This window comes from uncultured Litoreibacter sp. (assembly GCF_947487515.1).
Classification (GTDB): Bacteria; Pseudomonadota; Alphaproteobacteria; order Rhodobacterales; family Rhodobacteraceae; genus Litoreibacter.
The window spans coordinates 145,885-162,221 of sequence record NZ_CANKWO010000002.1 but is presented as its reverse complement, the minus strand read 5'-3'; the positions used below and the strand labels follow the sequence as shown (position 1 = coordinate 162,221).

Here is a 16,337-nt window from a genome sequence, read left to right as displayed (position 1 = left end):
ATCCTAACCATCATAGAGCGTCAGTGAGTGTAGGATCTGAATTGCTGGTGTGCTCCAACACAACCGAGTGACGCTCTCATTGCTTTTACTACGAAAACGCGCGTTCCTCATCGGTAGACATTAAGAAGCCCCCGCTGAGACATCGGCGGGGGCTTTTTTGCATCCACATTCAGGGCTAGAAGAGGGGATGACTGATTTACATGACGAATATCATTTCTATTGGACCGGCCCTTTTAGCCAGTGGCAGCCGTCAAAGATTGAAATAGACGGGGCCGTTTTCAATTGTGCCGAGCAGGCGATGATGTACCTCAAAGCCAAGCTCTTTAACGACGATGAAATCGCGGCCAAAATTTTTCAGGCGGAGGATCCAGGCAAGCAAAAGGCGCTTGGCCAAAAGGTGGCGGGCTTTGATGGCGCGACATGGGATGCCCACAAAAGCGAGATCGTCCTGCAGATCAACCTTGCGAAGTTCCGGCAAAACAAAGGCCTGCGCCGCAAGCTGTTTCAGACGGGGGCAAAGCTCTTGGTCGAGGCAAGTCCGGTAGATACCATTTGGGGCATAGGCTTGGACGCCGCGACAGCCGCTGTCACGCCACCGGCAGAATGGCCGGGTCAGAACCTATTGGGCAAGGCGTTGACCAAGGTAAAAGCCGAGCTGCGGTCGGAGTTCCCTGATGAGGTCGTCGAGGTTTAGCGCGACGCGGGCGGGGGCTGTGAGTTTTTGAAAACGCGCGTTCCGCATCGGTAGCCATAGTGAAGCCCCGCTGAGAAACCGCTGAGGCTTTCTTGTTTTGGCTTAAGCCGTAGTTATTTGGATTAAATCACATTGAGTTACATTGAAAAACAATGAGCCTGATACGAAGAAGACAAGGTTCACAATGAGCAAGAATACAGACAAACTAATTAAGAGTGCCTCAGATGGCTCTTCTTCCGACTATGTGCCAACTACTGTTCTCTTAGACGTTCTGCCAGAAATTTTTGGCAGGAACATGTATGTATGTTCTATGGAGGTATTTGAGGTCGTGAGCGAAAGCAATCGACCACTTCGAGTTGATTTAAGCATAGTGGGATTTGATGAAGAATTTGAAGACGGTGCCGAAATTGACCCACTCACTGCGAGAAACGTTATTGAAAGGAAGCTACGCTTGGCTCATGGTCTGAAAAATGAAACTTGGTGCAAATTTTGGCTTGAAGAATGTGCGGGGAACTAACAATCTTAGCCGAGATACTAGGTGTTGTGTTCCAAGTGCCCATCCAAGAAATTTTGTTTAGTTCAATTGAAAAGTGAAACTAATTTCGCGGGTATCGTATTTACTTTGCTGTGTGCGGCTTAGTTCTCAACTGAAATATTAGCCTAGCCCCAAAACCCGCGACGCACCACCGTTCGCAGCCCTGCCGCGCCACTCACATGTAGGTTTACCATCGGTCCGCTCACAATCAGCGCCGGATCAAACGGTTCCACCAACACTCGATGCAAGTTCCTCACCCCCAAGCGTAGTTAAACGAGACTGAAATCCTATCATCCTCAGCCATATTCATCGGCACCTCATGGCGCAGGAAGCTTTCCCATAGCAGGACGTCACCAACCACTGGCTTCACATAGATGAACTGCCGCATCTCTTCGCGCGCGTCTTTCAGGCGGGTGGGGGCGGCCATCATCATTTGCGACCGTGGGTCCTCCAGCTTCAGTGCCGATGCGCCTTCGGGCATGGCCACATAGGTGGTGCCGGAGATCACCGAATGCGGGTGGATGTGGGAGGTGTGGATGCCGCCTTGGGGCAGGATGTTGATCCAGATGTCCTCTAGCTTCAGCTCGCGCCCGTCTAGGTCCAGCTCTAGGTCCGCGGCGAATGCGGCGACGTGTTTGTCCAGCGCCTCAACCACAGCCTTAAAGATCGGGGAGCGCCACGGCAGGTCCGTCAGGGACGCATAGCTGGTGTAGCCCGCGAATTGGTTTTCCTCGCACCAGTCCTGACCGGCCTCGTCATCCTCGGCGGTGCCAAGGCATTCGTCCTCCAGCTCCTCAGGATCAATGGGAGTGCCATGATCGGACAGGCGGGCTTGGTAGAGGCGGGTCACGAAGAGGGATCTGATTTTGGTCATATCGGTTCAATATCTCACAAAGGGAAATTGAACCAGCGCGGCAGTCGCTTTTGCTGGAAAAAGCGATGAGAGCGCTTTGTGACATCGTAACCCAAGACGCAAGTAAGCCCCTATTTTACAGATATACGCGCAGAGTCAGCGACAGGGCTTGCAATATATCGGGCAGGGGTCTAAAGCCACATTTCATCATGAACTCCATTGGAATCAGGGTGACCTCTTTTAGGGGCCCTCCGATGTTTGAAAAAGGAAAAGGCTATGAACGCCAGCGAGCTTCGCGAGAAGACTGCTGACCAGCTCAATGAAGAGCTTGTCGCACTGAAAAAGGAAGCATTTAACTTGCGCTTCCAACAGGCCACCGGCCAACTCGAAAACACTGCACGTATGCGCGACGTTAAGCGCGGTGCTGCACGTGTGAAAACAATCCTGAACGAAAAAGCGCAAGCTGCAGCTGGGGAGGCTAACTAATGCCTAAGCGTATCCTGAGTGGTGTCGTCACCAGCAACCAGAACGAGCAAACTGTAACAGTTTCCGTTGAGCGCCGTTTTCAGCACCCAGTGATGAAAAAGATTATCCGTAAGTCCAAAAAGTACCGGGCTCACGATGAGAAGAACACGTTTAACGTGGGTGACAAGGTTAGCATTCAAGAATGCGCGCCGAAGTCCAAAACCAAGCGTTGGGAAGTTATCGTCGGTTAAACGATAGCTTTTCGATTTATTCGAAACCCTGGGGCCTGAAGGTAGGTCCCCAAAGGTCGGGAGACATCAAATGATCCAGATGCAGACCAACCTAGATGTGGCTGACAACAGCGGCGCTCGCCGTGTTCAGTGCATTAAGGTTTTGGGTGGTTCCAAGCGTAAATACGCATCCGTCGGCGACATTATTGTCGTGTCGGTTAAGGAAGCCATCCCACGCGGCCGTGTGAAAAAAGGCGACGTTCGTAAAGCCGTCGTTGTTCGCACAGCTAAAGAAGTTCGTCGCGAAGATGGCACTGCCATCCGCTTTGACCGCAACGCAGCGGTTATTCTGAACAACAACAATGAGCCAGTAGGTACACGTATCTTTGGGCCAGTTGTTCGCGAATTGCGCGGCAAGAACTTCATGAAAATCATTTCGCTCGCGCCGGAGGTGCTGTGATATGGCTGCTAAATTGAAAAAAGGCGACAAGATCGTCGTGCTGACCGGTAAGGACAAGGGCAAAGAGGGCACTATTTCCTCCGTGAACCCAAAGACCGGTAAAGCGATTGTGGAAGGCATCAACGTTGCCATCCGCCACGTGAAGCAAAGCCAGAACTCGCAAGGTGGTCGCGTACCACAAGCGATGCCAATCCAGCTGAGCAACCTCTCCTTGATCGACGCCAACGGTAAGGCCACTCGCGTGGGCTTCAAAATGGACGGCGACAAGAAAGTGCGTTTCGCAAAGACAACAGGGGACGTGATCTAATGCTAGACCAAGCAAACTACACCCCGCGTCTGAAGACTGTTTATGTCGACACAATCCGTGCCGCCATGAAAGAAGAATTCAGCTACAAAAACGACATGCAGATCCCGCGTCTGGACAAAATCGTCCTGAATATCGGCGCTGGTAAAGCTGCGGTTAAAGACAGCAAAAAGCCCGCTGCGGCTGCTGCTGACCTGACCGCCATCGCTGGCCAAAAAGCCATGGTGACCCGTGCTAAGAAATCGATCGCTGGCTTCCGTGTCCGCGAAGAGATGCCTCTTGGTGCCAAGGTTACATTGCGCGGCGAGCGTATGTACGAATTCCTTGATCGCCTGATCACAATCGCAATGCCTCGTATCCGTGACTTCCGCGGCATTTCGGGCAAGTCGTTTGACGGCCGTGGCAACTACGCCATGGGTCTGAAGGAGCACCTCGTGTTCCCAGAGATCGACTTTGACAAGATTGATGAAGCCTGGGGCATGGATATCGTTATCTGCACCACCGCAACCACCGACGCTGAAGCAAAGAGCCTGTTGAAAGCTTTCAACATGCCTTTCAACAGCTGATCGCTGGAGGGAATTAGACATGGCTAAAAAAGCAATGATCGAACGCGAAAAGAAGCGCGAAAAGCTGGTGAAGAAATACGCCGCTAAACGTGCAGCTCTGCTCGCAATCGCAAACGACCAAGAAAAACCAATGGAAGAGCGTTTCAAAGCGCGCCTGAAATTGGCTGAACTGCCGCGCAATAGCTCGGCTACTCGTTTGCACAACCGCTGCCAACTGACCGGCCGTCCTCACGCTTACTACCGTAAGCTGAAGATTTCCCGGATCATGTTGCGGGACTTGGGCTCTGCTGGCCTGATCCCCGGCATGGTTAAGTCCAGCTGGTAAGGAGGGCATTAGATTATGAACGATCCTATCGCAGATATGCTCACACGTATCCGTAACTCGCAGCTTCGCGGCAAAGCCACTGTCGAGACACCAGCTTCCAAGCTTCGCGCTTGGGTTTTGGACGTCCTCGCAGACGAAGGCTACATCCGTGGCTATGAGTCGGTTACTGGCAAAGACGGTCACCCGGCTTTGAACATTGAGCTGAAATATTACGAAGGCACCCCTGTTATTCGCGAACTGAAGCGGGTTTCTAAACCTGGTCGTCGCGTTTACGTGGGTTCCAAAGACATCCCAACAGTCCGTCAGGGCTTGGGCGTGTCGATTGTCAGCACACCTCGCGGTGTGATGTCGGACGCAAATGCGCGCAGCCAGAACGTTGGCGGCGAAGTGCTTTGCACGGTATTCTAAGGAGCGCCTAGTATGTCTCGTATTGGTAAAAAACCAGTCGATCTGCCTTCCGGCGTTTCCGCGTCCGTTTCTGGCCAGACCATCGAAGTTAAGGGCCCTAAAGGGGTTCGTTCCTTCAAAGCAACTGACGATGTGTCTCTCGCTGTCGAAGACAACGTTGTGACCATCACGCCTCGCGGCACTTCCAAGCGCGCACGCCAGCAGTGGGGCATGAGCCGCACTATGGTTGCAAACTTGGTGACTGGTGTGACCGACGGCTTCACGAAAGAGCTTGAAATTCAAGGTGTGGGTTACCGCGCCGCGATGGAAGGCAAAAACCTGAAGCTGAACCTCGGCCTGTCGCATGACGTTGTGTATGAAGTGCCTGAGGGTGTAACTGTTGTGGCTCCCAAGCCTACTCAGATCACCATCGAGGGGATTGACGAGCAGCTGGTAGGCCAAGTGGCCGCCAACATCCGCGCGTGGCGCAAGCCAGAGCCTTACAAAGGCAAAGGCATCCGCTACAAAGGCGAGTTCGTCTTCCGCAAAGAAGGGAAGAAGAAATAATGGCTAATACTAAACGCGATCTGTTCATCAAACGCCGCCTGCGCGTTCGGAACAAACTTCGCAAGGTAAACGCTGGACGTGTTCGTCTATCCGTTCACCGCTCGAGCAAAAACATCAGCGTGCAGCTGATCGATGACGTGAATGGTGTCACGCTGGCTTCGGCTTCTTCCCTTGAGAAGGATCTGGGCATCGTTGGCAAAAACAACATCGAAGCTGCAACCAAAGTCGGCACAACGATTGCGGAACGCGCCAAAAAAGCTGGCGTATCCGAAGCCTACTTCGACCGCGGTGGTTTCCTGTTCCACGGTAAAGTGAAGGCCTTGGCCGAAGCTGCCCGTGAAGCTGGTCTGAAAATCTAAGTCTTTGGGCACTCCCTTGGGGGTGCCCATTTTTGCAGGTCCTGACGGGCCTCGATGATCGGGGGGCTCACGCCCACTGCGATTGAACCAAAAGCGCCCTAGGCGCATGAATTAAGGAATTGCCCAATGGCAAGAGAACAAGGAAATCGCGGTCGCCGCGATCGGGAAGAAACACCCGAATTTGCAGATCGTCTGGTTGCGATCAACCGCGTATCGAAAACTGTTAAAGGTGGTAAGCGCTTTGGCTTCGCCGCACTTGTCGTTGTTGGCGACCAAAAAGGCCGCGTAGGCTTTGGTAAAGGTAAAGCGAAAGAGGTCCCAGAGGCCATCCGCAAAGCCACCGAGCAAGCCAAGCGCCAAATGATCCGCGTTCCACTGCGCGAAGGCCGCACGTTGCACCACGATGTAGCTGGCCGTCACGGTGCTGGTAAAGTTGTGATGCGGACTGCGCCACAAGGTACTGGTATCATCGCTGGTGGTCCAATGCGTGCTGTGTTCGAGATGCTCGGCGTACAGGACGTTGTTGCGAAATCCATCGGTTCGCAAAACCCTTACAACATGATCCGTGCTACTTTGAACGGTCTCGTGAACGAAGCGTCGCCTCGTATGGTTGCGCAGCGTCGCGGTAAGAAAGTTGCCGACATCTTGAAGTCGGACGCCCCTGCAACTGCTGAAGCCGCCCCGGCTGAAGCCGAAGCGTAAGGATCTGATCAATGGCTAAAACTATTGTTGTAAAACAGATTGGCTCGCCAATCCGTCGCCCCGCCAAACAGCGCGCTACGCTGGTCGGTCTGGGTCTGAACAAGATGCACAAAACCCGTGAGCTGGAAGACACACCTTCCATCCGCGGCATGGTCGCGAAAATCTCGCACATGGTAGAGATCATCGAAGAAAAAGGCTAAGCTCCGCGCCTAGCACTTCGACGGGTTGAAAATTAGAAACGCCTCGCTGAAAAGCGGGGCGTTTTTTATGAACTTACCGGCTTGTAGTTCTCTGGAATAGTCACGGATTTTCCGCCTTCAAGTTCATAGTGATCATTCAGACGAGCGGCTCTGATTTTACCGGTAGAGATCTGAAGCAATGGATTTAAGGATCTCGCTCGACTAAAGCGTTTAGGAGGGGTCACGATGTCAATGGACTTAGTTCCGTTTATATTGCGCGCCATTTCTATAGCCGGCCTCATGTCAGTATCAGCTGATATAACTATGGCCCTATCAAATGAGTCTTCAAAGGTATCTCGGATAAGATGTATGGCTATGTTTACGTCTGTCTCTTTCTCTTCATAAGTTTGATACGGGGCACGGCACTTCTTGCATTTTAGATACTTTTTCTTGAATTTCCCTGGTATAAACTTAACGCCCTCTGCGCCTAGAGCGGATACGTAGGCGCGATGACGGCCATAAGCACCTGGAATCCAAGTTGCATAGGCTGAGAAGTATTTTACTTGCTTAAGTCGCTCTCTTGGCCCTATCAAACCCTCGGATAAGCGCCTCAGGCACAACCACTTAAGGCTGTCGTCGCCTAGTTCATCTAATGCATGGTACAGGTTGAAGCCGTCTACGTAGACAATGACATCTCTCAAATGAATCTCCCAAAAAAGGAAAAGCCGCGCCTTCCGGCGCGGCCTATCTCACAGGATATACCATGTGAGGTGAATAACTCATATATGGAACCTAGACCGTAGGTGTCAAGAATCTCTTGACGGCCCGCACGATAATTTTTCGCCATGGTTTCTATCTAGAAAGATATATTCTGGATGAAAAGTTTTCCACTGTCCTTTGAATTATCTATTTCATGCTGCTTGCAACAAGTAGAATGACCCCCTAAACACCCCCGGTGGGCATCCGGCCTACAGAATCAACAAGAAACGCCGCGTTTGGTCCATTTCGCTTCGAGGACCCTTCCGGCAATAGGAGAAGCGACATGAAACTGCACGAACTACGCGACAATCCAGGCGCTACAAAAACCAAGAAACGCATCGGCCGTGGCCCAGGCTCCGGCAAAGGTAAGATGGGTGGCCGTGGTATCAAAGGTCAAAAATCCCGCTCGGGTGTTGCCCTGAATGGCTACGAAGGTGGCCAAATGCCACTGTACATGCGCTTGCCTAAGCGCGGCTTTAACTCCCGCAACAAGAAATCTTTCGCTGTTGTGAACCTCGGCATGATCCAGAAGTTCATCGACGCCAAGAAATTGGACGCCAAAGGCGACATCACCGAGGACGCTTTGATTGAAGCTGGCCTCGTGCGTCGCAAGCTTGACGGCGTTCGCATTCTGGCCAAAGGCGAGATCACATCCAAAGTGACATTGACTGTTACTGGCGCTTCTAAAACGGCTGTTGAAGCTGTTGAAAAGGCCGGCGGCAAGCTTAACACTGCGGCTGCTGCTGAATAAGCCTTGTGAGGGGCCTATGCGCCCCTTACATAACTGACAAGTTTTCCAGCGCCGCGACGGGAAGCCCCGTTCGCGGCGCTGTGCATATCTAGACAGGGATACATCGCACATGGCTTCAGCCGCCGAGCAAATGGCACAAAACATGAGCTGGTCCGCCTTCGGGAAGGCCACCGAGTTACGCCAACGCATTCTCTTCACCATCGGTTTGCTTATTGTCTACCGTTTGGGCACCTATATTCCGGTTCCCGGTATCGACGGCGAGGCTTTGCGCCAGTTTGTCGAGCAGGCCCAGCAAGGTATCGGTGGCGTATTGAACATGTTCACCGGTGGCGCGATTGGCCGCATGGGCCTGTTTGCCCTTGGTATCATGCCCTATATTTCGGCCTCGATCATTGTGCAGCTGATGACCGCCATGGTCCCGCAGCTGGAGCAATTGAAGAAAGAGGGCGAGCAGGGCCGCAAGAAGATCAACCAATACACACGCTACGGCACTGTGTTCTTGGCAACCTTGCAGGCTTATGGCCTTGCGGCTGGCCTTGAAGGGTCCGGTCTTGCGACCGATCCAGGTCTCTATTTCCGCATTGGCGCGGTGATCACGCTTGTCGGAGGCACCATGTTCCTGATGTGGCTGGGTGAGCAGATCACCCAACGCGGCATCGGCAACGGCATCTCCTTGATCATTTTCGTCGGCATCATCGCTGAAATCCCAGCTGCTTTGGCGCAGTTCTTCGCGCAGGGGCGCTCTGGCTCGATCAGCCCTGCGGTTATCGTTGGTGTTTTGCTGCTTGTTGTTGCGACGATTATGTTCGTTGTTTTCATGGAGCGCGCCCTTCGCAAGGTCCACATTCAATACCCGCGCCGCCAAGTCGGCATGAAGGTCTATGACGGCGGCTCGTCGCATTTACCTGTTAAAGTGAACCCTGCGGGCGTTATCCCTGCGATCTTTGCATCATCCTTGCTTTTGTTGCCCGCAACGTTCTCGACGTTCTCAGGTGCGCAAACGGGCGAACTCACGGCAACCATTCTGGCGATGTTTGGCCAAGGCCAGCCGCTGAACCTGCTGTTCTTTACGGTGATGATCGTTTTCTTCGCGTATTTTTACACCTTCAACGTGGCCTTCAAGCCAGAGGAAGTTGCCGAGAACCTGAAATCTCAGAACGGCTTTATCCCAGGCATTCGTCCGGGGGAGCGTACGGCAGAATATCTTGAGTATGTGGTAAACCGCGTATTGGTCGTAGGTGCCGCCTATCTGGCCGCCGTGTGTTTGCTGCCGGAAATCCTGCGCGCACAGCTGGCGATCCCGTTCTACTTCGGGGGGACATCGGTGCTGATCGTTGTTTCCGTGACCATGGACACCATCCAACAAGTTCAATCCCATATGCTGGCACATCAGTATGAAGGCCTGATCGAAAAGTCTCAGTTGCGCGGCAAGAAGCGCGGCGGGAAGAACAAAACGAAAGGGCCATCACGTCGATGAATATTATTTTGCTTGGACCACCCGGAGCGGGTAAGGGGACACAGGCCGCAAAGCTTGTGGACGAACGCAACATGATCCAGCTGTCGACGGGCGACATGCTGCGCGAGGCTAAAAGCTCTGGCACCGTGATGGGCAACAAAGTTGCTGCCATCATGGATGCGGGGCAGTTGGTCACCGATGAGATCGTGATCGGCCTGATCGAGGAAAAGCTGGAAGGCGATCACGCCGGCGGTTTTATCTTTGACGGCTTCCCGCGGACCCTGCATCAGGCGGATGCGCTTTCGGCTTTGCTGGCCAAGCACGGCGCCTCGCTGGACGCAGTGATCGAGTTGGCGGTGAACGACGACGTTCTGGTTGGCCGTATCGTTGGCCGCGCCGAGGAGGCACGCGCCGCCGGTAAGACTGCCCGCGCTGACGACAATGAGGAAAGCCTGAAGGTTCGCCTGATGGAATACTACAAAAAGACCTCCCCGCTGATTGGCTACTACTACGCCAAAGGCGATCTCAGCAGCGTTGACGGGTTGGGCGAAATCGACGAGGTGGCGACTGCTATCTCAGAGGTTTTGGATTAGTAATCCCCGCGACTGGGTGGGGGGCTATTGACCATATGTTAAAAACCTCCTAAGCCGCATCATCCCTTTAGGGAATCGCGCCACGGCCTAGCTAGCCGACACGGTGTTGACCATATCTAAGCCAAGCCCGCAGGTTTTGAAAAACCTTCGGGCTTACGTTGTGAAAAAAGGTTCCGGAGCTACGGAACCGCGACTGAAAAAGGAATTGCCACTTGGCACGTATTTCCGGCGTTAACCTGCCAGACGCAAAGCGCGTCCCCATCGCACTGACTTACATCACCGGCATCGGCCACACTTCCGCGAAAGCGATTTGTGAAGCGATCGGTATCGACTCTGCTCGCCGCATGAACGATCTCTCGGACGCCGAGATTTTGAAAATTCGTGAGCACATCGACGAAAACTACAACGTCGAAGGCGACTTGCGTCGTGAGACAACCATGAACATCAAACGTTTGATGGATCTGGGTTGCTACCGTGGCCTGCGCCACCGTCGTAACCTCCCTGTTCGCGGTCAACGGACCCACACGAACGCACGCACTCGCAAAGGCCCTGCAAAGGCCATTGCTGGTAAGAAGAAGTAAGGGAGATCTGATCCATGGCACGTGAAAAAGTACGTACGAAGAAAAAGGTCCGCAAGAATATCGCCGCTGGCGTTGCGCACGTTAACTCCTCGTTCAACAACACAAAGATCCTGATCTCTGACGTTCAGGGCAACGCAATCTCTTGGTCCTCCGCAGGCACCATGGGCTTCAAAGGGTCGCGTAAATCGACACCTTACGCCGCTCAGATGGCTGCCGAAGACGCAGGCCGCAAGGCTCAGGAACACGGCGTTAAAACGCTGGAAGTCGAAGTTCAGGGCCCAGGCTCTGGTCGTGAGTCCGCGCTGCGTGCGCTGGCTGCTGCTGGCTTCCAAATCTCGTCCATCCGTGACGTGACGCCAATGGCCCACAACGGCTGCCGCCCACCAAAGCGTCGCCGCGTCTAAGCTACGTATTCTATCGCGCGGTCCCCGTCTGTATTTTAGGCGGGGTCCGTGTTTGTCATTTTAACCTCGAGTGGTCCTGATATTGGACATGATCCGGACCGAGCATGGAGGCGACACCTATGATCCACAAGAACTGGCAAGAGCTGATTAAGCCAACCCAATTGGACGTAAAGCCGGGCAACGACCCTGCGCGCAAAGCAACTGTTATTGCTGAGCCGCTGGAGCGTGGTTTCGGTCTGACTATGGGCAACGCCCTTCGTCGCGTTTTGATGAGCTCGTTGCAAGGTGCGGCTATTACGTCCGTACAAATCGACAACGTTCTGCACGAGTTTTCTTCAATTGCTGGTGTGCGCGAAGACGTCACCGACGTGATTTTGAACCTTAAGGGCGTGGCCATCCGCATGGAAGTTGAAGGGCCTAAGCGCCTGTCAGTTTCCGCGAAAGGCCCAGCAGTTGTAACCGCTGGTGACATCTCTGATTCCGCAGGTATCGAGATTTTGAACCGTGACCACGTGATCTGCCACCTCGATGACGGCGCTGAGCTGTTCATGGAGCTGACGGTCAACACGGGCAAAGGCTATGTCTCTGCTGAGAAGAACAAGCCTGAGGACGCGCCTATCGGCTTGATCCCGATCGACGCAATTTTCTCGCCTGTTAAGAAAGTGTCTTATGACGTGCAGCCGACCCGTGAAGGTCAAGTGCTGGACTATGACAAGCTGACTATGAAAGTCGAAACTGACGGCTCCCTGACGCCTGACGATGCAGTTGCTTACGCAGCGCGCATTCTTCAGGACCAGCTGGGCATCTTCGTCAACTTCGACGAGCCAGAGTCCGCCCGTGCGCAGGACGACGAAGACGAGCTTGAGTTCAACCCACTTCTGCTGAAGAAAGTGGACGAGCTGGAACTGTCTGTGCGTTCGGCAAACTGCCTGAAGAACGACAACATCGTCTACATTGGCGACCTGATCCAAAAGACCGAAGCCGAGATGCTCCGCACTCCGAACTTCGGCCGCAAGTCCCTCAACGAGATCAAAGAAGTGCTGTCTGGCATGGGCTTGCACCTCGGGATGGACATCGTGGATTGGCCACCAGAGAACATCGAAGATCTTGCCAAGAAATTCGAAGACGCGTTCTAAAAGTTTCAGGGTTCGCCATATCGGCGGACCCTACCAATTCCGGCGCAATGACCGGGAACATATGGGCAATCCCGCCCCAACAGAGGCATCGACACGCATCGGTGACCCGTACAAAGTATAGATAGAAGGAACGACCAAATGCGTCACGCACGAGGCTACCGCCGCCTAAACCGTACACACGAGCACCGCAAAGCGCTGTTCATCAACATGTGTGGCTCGCTCATCGAGCACGAGCAAATCAAAACAACACTGCCGAAAGCCAAAGAGCTTCGCCCGATCATCGAAAAGCTGATCACTTTGGCGAAACGTGGCGATCTGCACGCCCGCCGTCAGGCCGCAAGCAAGCTGGTTCAAGACAAAGACGTCGCCAAGCTGTTTGACGTTTTGGGCCCACGCTACAAAGACCGCCAAGGCGGTTACGTTCGTGTTCTGAAAGCTGGCTTCCGCTATGGCGACATGGCGCCAATGGCAATCATCGAGTTCGTCGACCGCGACGTCTCCGCGAAGGGTGCCGCTGACAAAGCCCGCCTAGAAGCAGAAGAAGCTTCCGCATAATTCGCCCCTAATCAGAGGCATTTTGGACAGCCCCGCCCTTACCGGCGGGGCTTTTCACTTTTTGGTCATCCGCTCGACAAGGGAAGTTCTGCGCACTAGTTTTTGCGCAAACATACAGCGGATAGGTAAGTGTCATTTTAAGAAGAACATTCCTTGGTACGTCAGTGATGGCCTTGGCCTTGGCTGGTTGCAGTAATCGGCCAATCGAGACGCCTACCGACGTGCAAATCAAAGCCTTGGCCCGGAGCATTGTTGCGCTTGGCGATCACGTTGATCCCGCTGAGGCCGCCCGCGCGGCCCGCATCGCTTACGAGTACCCCGTCGCCTTGGCCGCGCAATACGGCATTGAAGACGCGCCACTGGCCCACAATCGCAAGGTCAACAGGGGCGAGAAAGAACGCGGCCTATGTTGGCATTGGGCAGAAGACCTGCAAGCCGAGTTGAATAAGCAAAACTTCAAAACACTGGAAGTGCACCGCGCCATCGCCAATGGACTTAATCCGATCCTGATTTCCCACAGCACTGCGCTGATTTCTGCGAAAGGGGACACGATGTATGACGCCATCGTGTTGGACCCATGGCGTCATGGCGGCACGTTGTTCTGGAGCAAAACCTTGGAGGACAAGCGTTACAACTGGTACCCTCGTCTGGAAATCCTAGCCGAACGTCGCCGCCGTCGCCTTGCCTATGAGGGTGATCTGTAACCAAGCACGCATTGAATTCCCGCGTCGGGGACTGCATATCTATGGGACGCACAAATAGGGGTTTTCCATGCGATTGCTTTTACCCGTCCTTCTAAGTCTCGCTGTTTCCTTTCCCGCCTTTTCCGAGGTCAAGACACCGGAAAGCCAAGCAGAGATCAGCCTTAGCTTCGTGCCGCTGGTTAAAGAAGCGGCTCCCGCAGTCGTGAACATTTTTGCTAATCGCGTCGTTCAGCAGTCCGAAAGCCCGTTTCGTGGAAACCCGATGTTCGAGGACATGTTCCGCGGTTTTGGCACGACACGCCCACGCGTGCAGAACTCCCTCGGGTCTGGTGTAATCCTGTCTGATGACGGCATCGTTGTGTCGAATTACCATGTTGTCGGCATGGCCACTGAAATTCGCGTAGTTCTAACGGACCGCCGCGAGTTTAAAGCAGAGGTGTTACTGGCAGATCAAGATAGCGATTTGGCGATCTTGAAGATCAATGCAGACACACCACTGCCACACTTGAATTTTCGCGACAGTGACAGTGTCGAGGTGGGCGAATTGGCGCTGGCCATCGGCAACCCGTTTGGGATCGGGCAGACTGTAACCTCGGGCATCATTTCAGGCTTGGCGCGCTCTGGCACGGCCACCGGCAACGCGCGCGGTTACTATTTGCAAACTGATGCGGCGATTAACCCCGGAAACTCCGGTGGTGCGCTGATAGATGTGCAAGGGCAGTTGATCGGGGTGAATACCTCTATTTTGACCCGATCCGGAGGGTCCAACGGTGTTGGCTTCGCGATCCCCGCCAATTTGGTCGCGCGATATGTAGAACAGGCGCGCGCTGGCAATGATCGCTTTACGCAAGCTTGGGCGGGCATTTTCGGGCAGGCGGTAGATTTCTCGCTTGCCGAAGGGTTTGGACTAAGCGTGCCTGAGGGGGTTGTGATTTCCTCGCTTCATCCCGTGAGCCCGTTTGCGGTTGCCGGATTGAAGCCAGGGGACATCGTGCTGTCCGTTGACAGTCAGCCGGTAAACACGCCCGCCGAGATGTTGTTTCGGATGTCCGTGCGACCAGTTGGCGAAGACATATCTGTGGAATTCCTGTCGGAAGGCGAAACCAAAGTCGCAAAGGTTGCGCTTATCGAGGCCCCCGACACCCCCGCGCGTGAAGCAATTCTTGTGACCGAAGGCACCTTGCAGGGGCTTGGGGTCGCAAACATAAATCCGGCCGTGCAATCGGAGTTGAAGCTCCCGACAGCTGCGTCCGAAGGTGTCGTGGTGACGCAGGTGGGCAGGGCCTTGAGCCGTGTCGGGCTGCGTGTGGGCGATGTGCTGAGCGCCATCAACGGACAAGAAATCGTCAGTACCTCGGATGTGGAAACCGCCGCAAAGGAACGCAGTCGCCGTTGGCAGATTGACGGGCTACGCGGCGGGCAACGGTTTTCCTACCGGTTCCGTCTTTAATGGCGGATCTGTTTGATACAGGCGCGAAGACGCCGTCCAAGATGCAACCTCTTGCGGATCGCTTGAGGCCGACAACTTTGAGGGAGGTGATTGGTCAAGAACAAGTTCTTGGGCCCGACAGCCCCTTGGGGGTGATGCTGGCCTCGGACGCATTGTCGTCTTTGATCTTTTGGGGGCCTCCCGGTGTAGGCAAGACGACGATTGCGCGACTTCTGGCGGATGAAACCGATCTGCATTTCGTGCAAATCAGCGCGATATTTACCGGTGTGCCGGACCTCAAGAAAGTCTTTGAAGCCGCCAAAATCCGCCGCCAGAACGGGCAGGGGACATTGTTGTTCGTTGACGAAATTCACCGTTTCAACAAGGCGCAACAAGACGGGTTTTTGCCCTATATGGAAGATGGCACCATTTTGTTGGTGGGGGCCACAACTGAAAACCCGTCGTTTGAGTTGAACGCCGCTGTGCTCTCTCGTGCTCAGGTCTTGGTGCTGACGCGCCTGTCACTTGCTGATCTGGAGCGGTTGGCCCAACGCGCGGAAAAGAACGTCAACAAACCCCTTCCGCTTGATGGACCCGCGCGTGCGGCGCTGCTGGAAATGGCGGACGGTGACGGGCGGGCGTTGCTGAACCTGATTGAGCAGGTGAGCGCATGGAAAATTGACGAAAATCTGGATACCGAAGGTTTGGGTAAACGCCTGATGCGTCGGGCAGCGCAATACGACAAGTCGGGCGACAGTCATTACAACCTGATCTCGGCGTTGCATAAATCGGTGCGTGGGTCAGACCCTGATGCGGCGCTTTATTGGTACGCGCGAATGCTGACAGGGGGGGAAGACCCGCGGTATCTGGCACGGCGGATCACACGTATGGCCGTGGAAGACATTGGCTTGGCGGACACCCATGCCCATCGCGTTTGCCTCGATGCGTGGGAAACCTACGAGCGCCTTGGCTCACCGGAAGGGGAATTGGCATTGGCACAGGCCGTGACCTATCTGGCGTTGGCGCCAAAGTCGAATGCCGGTTATGTGGCCTATAAAGCAGCGATGAACGCCGCCAAGAAAACCGGATCCGAGCCCCCGCCCAAGCATATTTTGAACGCCCCGACGTCTTTGATGAAAGATCAAGGATATGGGGACGGATACGCCTATGACCATGACGCAGAGGACGGGTTTTCGGGGCAGAACTATTTTCCCGAAACCATGAAGCGTGGGGTTTACTACCTTCCTGTTGAACGGGGCTTTGAGCGAGAGCTGAAACGCCGCTTGGATTATTTTTCGAAGTTGCGGGCAAAACGCGAAACTTGACTCTGGCCCAAGCAAGGC

The 16,337-nt window shown here is 54.2% G+C and carries 25 protein-coding genes; 23 read left to right on the top strand and 2 right to left on the bottom strand.

Annotation, left to right across the window (positions count from 1 at the left end):
* Positions 1–187: 187 nt before the first annotated feature.
* Both Q0746_RS06310 and Q0746_RS06305 read left to right on the top strand, forming a co-directional pair.
* Complete coding sequence (locus Q0746_RS06310; RefSeq protein ID WP_298258385.1) at positions 188–694, top strand: NADAR family protein; 507 nt, start codon at positions 188–190, stop codon at positions 692–694.
* A gap of 184 nt (positions 695–878) precedes the next feature.
* Positions 879–1,211, top strand: coding sequence for a hypothetical protein (locus Q0746_RS06305; RefSeq protein WP_298258383.1), 333 nt, complete (start codon positions 879–881; stop codon positions 1,209–1,211).
* A 271-nt stretch (positions 1,212–1,482) separates the two neighbouring features.
* On the opposite strand, the gene Q0746_RS06300 is transcribed toward Q0746_RS06305, so the two are convergent.
* Positions 1,483–2,103 (bottom strand): TIGR02466 family protein, encoded by a 621-nt coding sequence (locus Q0746_RS06300; protein ID WP_298258381.1) that lies wholly within the window; start codon positions 2,101–2,103, stop codon positions 1,483–1,485.
* 255 nt (positions 2,104–2,358) lie between these two features.
* Between Q0746_RS06300 and rpmC the strand changes: the two genes are divergently transcribed.
* The 11 genes from rpmC to rpmD all read left to right on the top strand — a co-directional run bounded on the left by rpmC (position 2,359) and on the right by rpmD (position 6,647).
* Entirely contained in the window at positions 2,359–2,568 is a 210-nt protein-coding gene (gene rpmC / locus Q0746_RS06295; RefSeq protein ID WP_089947412.1) for a 50S ribosomal protein L29, read from the top strand.
* Positions 2,568–2,798 carry a 30S ribosomal protein S17 gene (rpsQ, locus tag Q0746_RS06290; protein WP_298258377.1) on the top strand — a complete coding sequence of 77 codons (231 nt, stop codon included), beginning with the start codon at positions 2,568–2,570 and terminating at the stop codon, positions 2,796–2,798. Before rpmC ends, rpsQ begins: the two co-directional genes overlap by 1 nt.
* A 70-nt stretch (positions 2,799–2,868) precedes the next feature.
* Positions 2,869–3,237: a 50S ribosomal protein L14 gene (gene rplN, locus Q0746_RS06285; RefSeq protein ID WP_008757934.1), complete on the top strand. Its 369-nt coding sequence runs from the start codon at positions 2,869–2,871 to the stop codon at positions 3,235–3,237.
* Between the two features lies 1 nt (position 3,238).
* Entirely contained in the window at positions 3,239–3,544 is a 306-nt protein-coding gene (gene rplX / locus Q0746_RS06280) for a 50S ribosomal protein L24 (RefSeq protein WP_298258374.1), read from the top strand.
* Complete coding sequence (gene rplE / locus Q0746_RS06275) at positions 3,544–4,107, top strand: 50S ribosomal protein L5 (protein ID WP_298258372.1); 564 nt, start codon at positions 3,544–3,546, stop codon at positions 4,105–4,107. Before rplX ends, rplE begins: the two co-directional genes overlap by 1 nt.
* Positions 4,108–4,126: 19 nt before the next feature.
* Positions 4,127–4,432: a 30S ribosomal protein S14 gene (rpsN, locus tag Q0746_RS06270; RefSeq protein WP_073142245.1), complete on the top strand. Its 306-nt coding sequence runs from the start codon at positions 4,127–4,129 to the stop codon at positions 4,430–4,432.
* Between the two features lie 15 nt (positions 4,433–4,447).
* Entirely contained in the window at positions 4,448–4,840 is a 393-nt protein-coding gene (rpsH, locus tag Q0746_RS06265) for a 30S ribosomal protein S8 (RefSeq protein ID WP_298258367.1), read from the top strand.
* A gap of 12 nt (positions 4,841–4,852) precedes the next feature.
* Positions 4,853–5,386, top strand: a complete 534-nt coding sequence (rplF, locus tag Q0746_RS06260; RefSeq protein ID WP_298258365.1) for a 50S ribosomal protein L6 — start codon at positions 4,853–4,855, stop codon at positions 5,384–5,386.
* Positions 5,386–5,745: a 50S ribosomal protein L18 gene (gene rplR / locus Q0746_RS06255; RefSeq protein ID WP_298258363.1), complete on the top strand. Its 360-nt coding sequence runs from the start codon at positions 5,386–5,388 to the stop codon at positions 5,743–5,745. Before rplF ends, rplR begins: the two co-directional genes overlap by 1 nt.
* A gap of 126 nt (positions 5,746–5,871) precedes the next feature.
* Complete coding sequence (gene rpsE, locus Q0746_RS06250) at positions 5,872–6,447, top strand: 30S ribosomal protein S5 (RefSeq protein ID WP_298258361.1); 576 nt, start codon at positions 5,872–5,874, stop codon at positions 6,445–6,447.
* A gap of 11 nt (positions 6,448–6,458) precedes the next feature.
* A complete protein-coding gene (gene rpmD, locus Q0746_RS06245; protein WP_121026793.1) occupies positions 6,459–6,647 on the top strand; it encodes a 50S ribosomal protein L30 in 189 nt (62 codons plus the stop codon).
* A 65-nt stretch (positions 6,648–6,712) separates the two neighbouring features.
* On the opposite strand, the gene Q0746_RS06240 is transcribed toward rpmD, so the two are convergent.
* Positions 6,713–7,327, bottom strand: a complete 615-nt coding sequence (locus Q0746_RS06240) for an NYN domain-containing protein (protein WP_298258356.1) — start codon at positions 7,325–7,327, stop codon at positions 6,713–6,715.
* 341 nt (positions 7,328–7,668) lie between these two features.
* Here Q0746_RS06240 and rplO point away from each other — a divergent pair, with 341 nt between their 5' ends.
* The 10 genes from rplO (at position 7,669) to Q0746_RS06190 (ending at position 16,319) form a co-directional block, all read left to right on the top strand.
* Positions 7,669–8,136 (top strand): 50S ribosomal protein L15, encoded by a 468-nt coding sequence (gene rplO / locus Q0746_RS06235; RefSeq protein ID WP_298258354.1) that lies wholly within the window; start codon positions 7,669–7,671, stop codon positions 8,134–8,136.
* Positions 8,137–8,245: 109 nt separating this feature from the next.
* Positions 8,246–9,613 (top strand): preprotein translocase subunit SecY, encoded by a 1,368-nt coding sequence (secY, locus tag Q0746_RS06230; protein WP_298258352.1) that lies wholly within the window; start codon positions 8,246–8,248, stop codon positions 9,611–9,613.
* Positions 9,610–10,185: an adenylate kinase gene (locus Q0746_RS06225; RefSeq protein ID WP_298258350.1), complete on the top strand. Its 576-nt coding sequence runs from the start codon at positions 9,610–9,612 to the stop codon at positions 10,183–10,185. The genes secY and Q0746_RS06225 overlap by 4 nt, the downstream gene beginning before the upstream one ends.
* A gap of 212 nt (positions 10,186–10,397) precedes the next feature.
* A complete protein-coding gene (rpsM, locus tag Q0746_RS06220; RefSeq protein ID WP_090219665.1) occupies positions 10,398–10,766 on the top strand; it encodes a 30S ribosomal protein S13 in 369 nt (122 codons plus the stop codon).
* 14 nt (positions 10,767–10,780) lie between these two features.
* Positions 10,781–11,170, top strand: coding sequence for a 30S ribosomal protein S11 (gene rpsK, locus Q0746_RS06215; protein WP_298258345.1), 390 nt, complete (start codon positions 10,781–10,783; stop codon positions 11,168–11,170).
* A 119-nt stretch (positions 11,171–11,289) separates the two neighbouring features.
* Entirely contained in the window at positions 11,290–12,306 is a 1,017-nt protein-coding gene (locus Q0746_RS06210) for a DNA-directed RNA polymerase subunit alpha (protein WP_298258343.1), read from the top strand.
* Between the two features lie 138 nt (positions 12,307–12,444).
* Entirely contained in the window at positions 12,445–12,861 is a 417-nt protein-coding gene (gene rplQ, locus Q0746_RS06205) for a 50S ribosomal protein L17 (RefSeq protein ID WP_298258342.1), read from the top strand.
* A gap of 236 nt (positions 12,862–13,097) precedes the next feature.
* On the top strand, positions 13,098–13,565 hold the full coding sequence (locus Q0746_RS06200; protein WP_363322740.1) for a hypothetical protein: 468 nt from the start codon (positions 13,098–13,100) through the stop codon (positions 13,563–13,565).
* Between the two features lie 67 nt (positions 13,566–13,632).
* The gene (locus Q0746_RS06195; RefSeq protein ID WP_298258338.1) at positions 13,633–15,015 is read left to right on the top strand and encodes a trypsin-like peptidase domain-containing protein; all 1,383 of its coding nucleotides are present in this window, start codon (positions 13,633–13,635) and stop codon (positions 15,013–15,015) included.
* A complete protein-coding gene (locus Q0746_RS06190; protein ID WP_298258336.1) occupies positions 15,015–16,319 on the top strand; it encodes a replication-associated recombination protein A in 1,305 nt (434 codons plus the stop codon). The genes Q0746_RS06195 and Q0746_RS06190 overlap by 1 nt, the downstream gene beginning before the upstream one ends.
* The last annotated feature ends 18 nt before the right edge of the window (positions 16,320–16,337 follow it).

Coding starts and splice junctions, on each gene's coding strand:
- Q0746_RS06310 (WP_298258385.1), top strand. CDS start 188: ATGACTGATTTACATGACGAATATCATTTCTATTGGACCGGCCCTTTT.
- Q0746_RS06305 (WP_298258383.1), top strand. CDS start 879: ATGAGCAAGAATACAGACAAACTAATTAAGAGTGCCTCAGATGGCTCT.
- Q0746_RS06300 (WP_298258381.1), bottom strand. CDS start 2,103: ATGACCAAAATCAGATCCCTCTTCGTGACCCGCCTCTACCAAGCCCGC.
- rpmC (WP_089947412.1), top strand. CDS start 2,359: ATGAACGCCAGCGAGCTTCGCGAGAAGACTGCTGACCAGCTCAATGAA.
- rpsQ (WP_298258377.1), top strand. CDS start 2,568: ATGCCTAAGCGTATCCTGAGTGGTGTCGTCACCAGCAACCAGAACGAG.
- rplN (WP_008757934.1), top strand. CDS start 2,869: ATGATCCAGATGCAGACCAACCTAGATGTGGCTGACAACAGCGGCGCT.
- rplX (WP_298258374.1), top strand. CDS start 3,239: ATGGCTGCTAAATTGAAAAAAGGCGACAAGATCGTCGTGCTGACCGGT.
- rplE (WP_298258372.1), top strand. CDS start 3,544: ATGCTAGACCAAGCAAACTACACCCCGCGTCTGAAGACTGTTTATGTC.
- rpsN (WP_073142245.1), top strand. CDS start 4,127: ATGGCTAAAAAAGCAATGATCGAACGCGAAAAGAAGCGCGAAAAGCTG.
- rpsH (WP_298258367.1), top strand. CDS start 4,448: ATGAACGATCCTATCGCAGATATGCTCACACGTATCCGTAACTCGCAG.
- rplF (WP_298258365.1), top strand. CDS start 4,853: ATGTCTCGTATTGGTAAAAAACCAGTCGATCTGCCTTCCGGCGTTTCC.
- rplR (WP_298258363.1), top strand. CDS start 5,386: ATGGCTAATACTAAACGCGATCTGTTCATCAAACGCCGCCTGCGCGTT.
- rpsE (WP_298258361.1), top strand. CDS start 5,872: ATGGCAAGAGAACAAGGAAATCGCGGTCGCCGCGATCGGGAAGAAACA.
- rpmD (WP_121026793.1), top strand. CDS start 6,459: ATGGCTAAAACTATTGTTGTAAAACAGATTGGCTCGCCAATCCGTCGC.
- rplO (WP_298258354.1), top strand. CDS start 7,669: ATGAAACTGCACGAACTACGCGACAATCCAGGCGCTACAAAAACCAAG.
- secY (WP_298258352.1), top strand. CDS start 8,246: ATGGCTTCAGCCGCCGAGCAAATGGCACAAAACATGAGCTGGTCCGCC.
- Q0746_RS06225 (WP_298258350.1), top strand. CDS start 9,610: ATGAATATTATTTTGCTTGGACCACCCGGAGCGGGTAAGGGGACACAG.
- rpsK (WP_298258345.1), top strand. CDS start 10,781: ATGGCACGTGAAAAAGTACGTACGAAGAAAAAGGTCCGCAAGAATATC.
- Q0746_RS06210 (WP_298258343.1), top strand. CDS start 11,290: ATGATCCACAAGAACTGGCAAGAGCTGATTAAGCCAACCCAATTGGAC.
- rplQ (WP_298258342.1), top strand. CDS start 12,445: ATGCGTCACGCACGAGGCTACCGCCGCCTAAACCGTACACACGAGCAC.
- Q0746_RS06195 (WP_298258338.1), top strand. CDS start 13,633: ATGCGATTGCTTTTACCCGTCCTTCTAAGTCTCGCTGTTTCCTTTCCC.
- Q0746_RS06190 (WP_298258336.1), top strand. CDS start 15,015: ATGGCGGATCTGTTTGATACAGGCGCGAAGACGCCGTCCAAGATGCAA.